We start from the raw sequence: 2,622 nt of genomic DNA, 5'->3' as shown, positions 1-2,622 counted from the left end.
GCAGCGGGATTCGTACAGGTCGAGTCTCGGCGCGGTCCCGCCGTCCGCCAGGGCGTGCGGCGGACAGACCGAGACGCAGGCCATGCACAGGGTGCAGGCCTGCCTGTCGATCTGCAGAGTGCCAAACGGCGACTGCGGCGGCAGCGGCACGGCATCGACCGTGGCCCTGACCTGTGCGGCCAGATGGTCCAGCGCGAAGAACAGGGTTTCGCGTTTGCCGCCCTCGCCCCAGAAGCTGCCTGCCTCGATGGGCGGCATGTCCTCGGCCTGCACCCAGGCCTCCCAGGCGCCGGGACCGGTGGCGACGCGCATCACCGCCGTGCCCGGATACCCCAACCCCTGCAACAGCACGGAGACCACCTCGAGCTGACGATCCAGTTCCGCACGCGAGCGCGCCGGCACCTGTTCCGTATCCAGCAGACCGATGCGTTTCGCCCCATAGGCCAGGGCCGACAGCCAGATTTCCATGCCCACGCTGGCCAGCTCTTCCAGCGGCACCGGAATGACCCGGCCGGGCACTTCGTCGCCCAGGCCGGCCAGGCGTTCCGCGCCGTCCTCGGCGTCGTGGAACAGAATGACCGCATCCTGCCCGCCCTGGTCACGATAGCTCTGCAATAGCTTGCGCAGGCCGTCCAGCATGTTGGCCGCGCGCGGCAGCGTGTAGCGCATCGCGCCGCTGGGACAGGCGCTGACGCAGGCGCCGCCGCCCTGGCACAGGAAGGGGTCCACGCGCACGAGATCTTCCAGCGAAATGATCGCCTCCGCCGGGCAGGCATCCAGGCAGCGCGTGCAGCCCTGCATGCCGGCATAGCCGTGGGCGCAGATATCCGTGCGGTAGTCGAAATACTTGGGCTTTTCGAACTCGCCGACCATGTCCCGAAGCTGCGCGGCCAACGCCGCCGGGTCGGTCATGTCGTCCACGGCTGCCCGGAAATAGCCGAACGGTGGTAGCTCGCTCGGAATGAGCGCCTTCTCGCCCAGGTCGACGACGAGATCGAATGCATCGGGCAGCGGCGGGTCGTTACGCTGTTCGTCATCCCCCACCTGCACGTGGTACGCGCCCAGGTGGCCATCCAGCCTGATGCCGCGGCCGTGTGCGAACCAGACGTGCGGCGCCGTGTTCAACCGGTTGTGCCCGGCGCCCGGATCGAGAATGTCCGCCTGCAGCGGAGACTGCAGCGCGTTCGCCAGCGTTTCGGCCGCTGCCTGGGGGCCGACGATCAGCACCCTGCCCTGCGAGCGATATTCGACCACCGCCTCGGGCTCGCGGGCGAAAAATTTCTGGGTCCTGGCCAAAGCGGCGTGCTTGGCCAGCGCATCGAGGGATTCCCGATCCGGGGATTCCGATGTGCTCATGAGGTTTCCTCCGGATTTTCCGGTTCGTCCATTACGGGTGTGGCGTGAGATGACGGACCGTCTTGCGGCGTTTGATCGGAAGGTTCGAATGCCCCGACCTCCGCGATCTCCGTTTCCGCGTGCTCTGCCGTGGTCTGTTCGGAAGCTCGTTCGGCCAGCTTGCGCGCCTCATGGTCCAGCTTGCGCTGCATTTCGTCCGGAATCAGATCGCCCAGACTGACGTAGCTGGTGTAGTCGTCGTCGTACTCATTCATGCGGTCGACGACGTGCGCGCCCGGCAGGCTGAAAAAATGCCGCAGTGCACGCTTGCGCAGCGCTTCGCTGACGCCCGGCGAAAAAAACATGGACAGGTCCGATTCGGCATGCAGCGACTCCACCGGCGGCATGTCCGCATCGGTCAGGGCCGGTTTTGCTTCATCGACAGCGCTTTCCCGTACAGGCTCGGCGGATGGTTCGGCCTGCGGTTCATCATCCACGTCCTCACCACGCCGGACGCGTTGTTTGCGCAAGGACCAGCGGGCCAGCGGCGACAGATCGTTCTCGTCCATGGAATTATTCGGTAGGTTTCGGATCGTGCTCGTCGCGCCAGTTGTTCAGCTTGCGCTTGTACTTGAGCTGCGGCGCGTAATGGATCAGCACGTACGACTCGATCCAGCGATAGACCTGGGGTGGCACCGAAACGTCGTAGACCAGCTCGTCGTCCTCCATGCCTGCGCCGGCCTCGTCGAAGCTCGCGCTGACATGAAACGGGACCGGCGTGCCGGATTCGTTCTCCCGCGCCAGTACGAACAGGCGCGGACGATCGGACAGCAGGTTGTGGTAGTAGCTCTCGCACTGATCCTTGAACAGCCGCAGACGCAGGCCGTCGTAGCGCAGCTGATCACCGGCCAGCGGAACCGGTTCGCCCGGATCGTCGCCGCTTTGTTCCGGACTGACGAGCACCGCCAGGGCTTCCCAGAGTTCGTCCACCCAGGGTGTCGCCACGGCCGGCCGCTTGCGCATGATCACGGAGACCGATGCCTCCCCGGGCAACGATTCCGGATCCAGGCAGTTCTCGGGCACGGACAACCCCGATGTATTTCCCATCGCATTCACCGCTTGAACTGTTCGTTCAGGAAGATGAGCAAACCCCGTACCAGCGGGGCACGAAAGGCTCAAATCCCCCGTCCGCTGTGGTTTGTGGATAAAGGCGGACAAATCCGAAACAGCGGAAAATGCGGACAAGATAGACCACGATTGTCCTAAGCTGGGTCAGATTGACCCAGG

At 64.9% G+C, this 2,622-nt stretch carries 3 protein-coding genes; all 3 read right to left on the bottom strand.

Annotated elements, in window-relative coordinates; genetic code table 11:
• Positions 1-1,356: 4Fe-4S binding protein (locus P8Y64_14455; protein MEJ2061649.1), on the bottom strand; the 1,356-nt coding region annotated here is incomplete at its 3' end.
• Positions 1,353-1,904 carry a DUF3306 domain-containing protein gene (locus tag P8Y64_14450; protein MEJ2061648.1) on the bottom strand — a complete coding sequence of 184 codons (552 nt, stop codon included), beginning with the start codon at positions 1,902-1,904 and terminating at the stop codon, positions 1,353-1,355. The genes P8Y64_14450 and P8Y64_14455, both read right to left, overlap by 4 nt.
• Before the next feature lie 4 nt (positions 1,905-1,908).
• Positions 1,909-2,442 carry a DUF3305 domain-containing protein gene (locus tag P8Y64_14445; GenBank protein MEJ2061647.1) on the bottom strand — a complete coding sequence of 178 codons (534 nt, stop codon included), beginning with the start codon at positions 2,440-2,442 and terminating at the stop codon, positions 1,909-1,911.
• Between the last annotated feature and the right edge of the window lie 180 nt (positions 2,443-2,622).

This window comes from Gammaproteobacteria bacterium (genome assembly GCA_037388465.1).
Taxonomy (GTDB): Bacteria; Pseudomonadota; Gammaproteobacteria; order SpSt-1174; family SpSt-1174; genus JARRKE01.
Note: the sequence above shows the minus strand (reverse complement) of the source record. Positions and strands in the feature narration are given on the sequence as shown.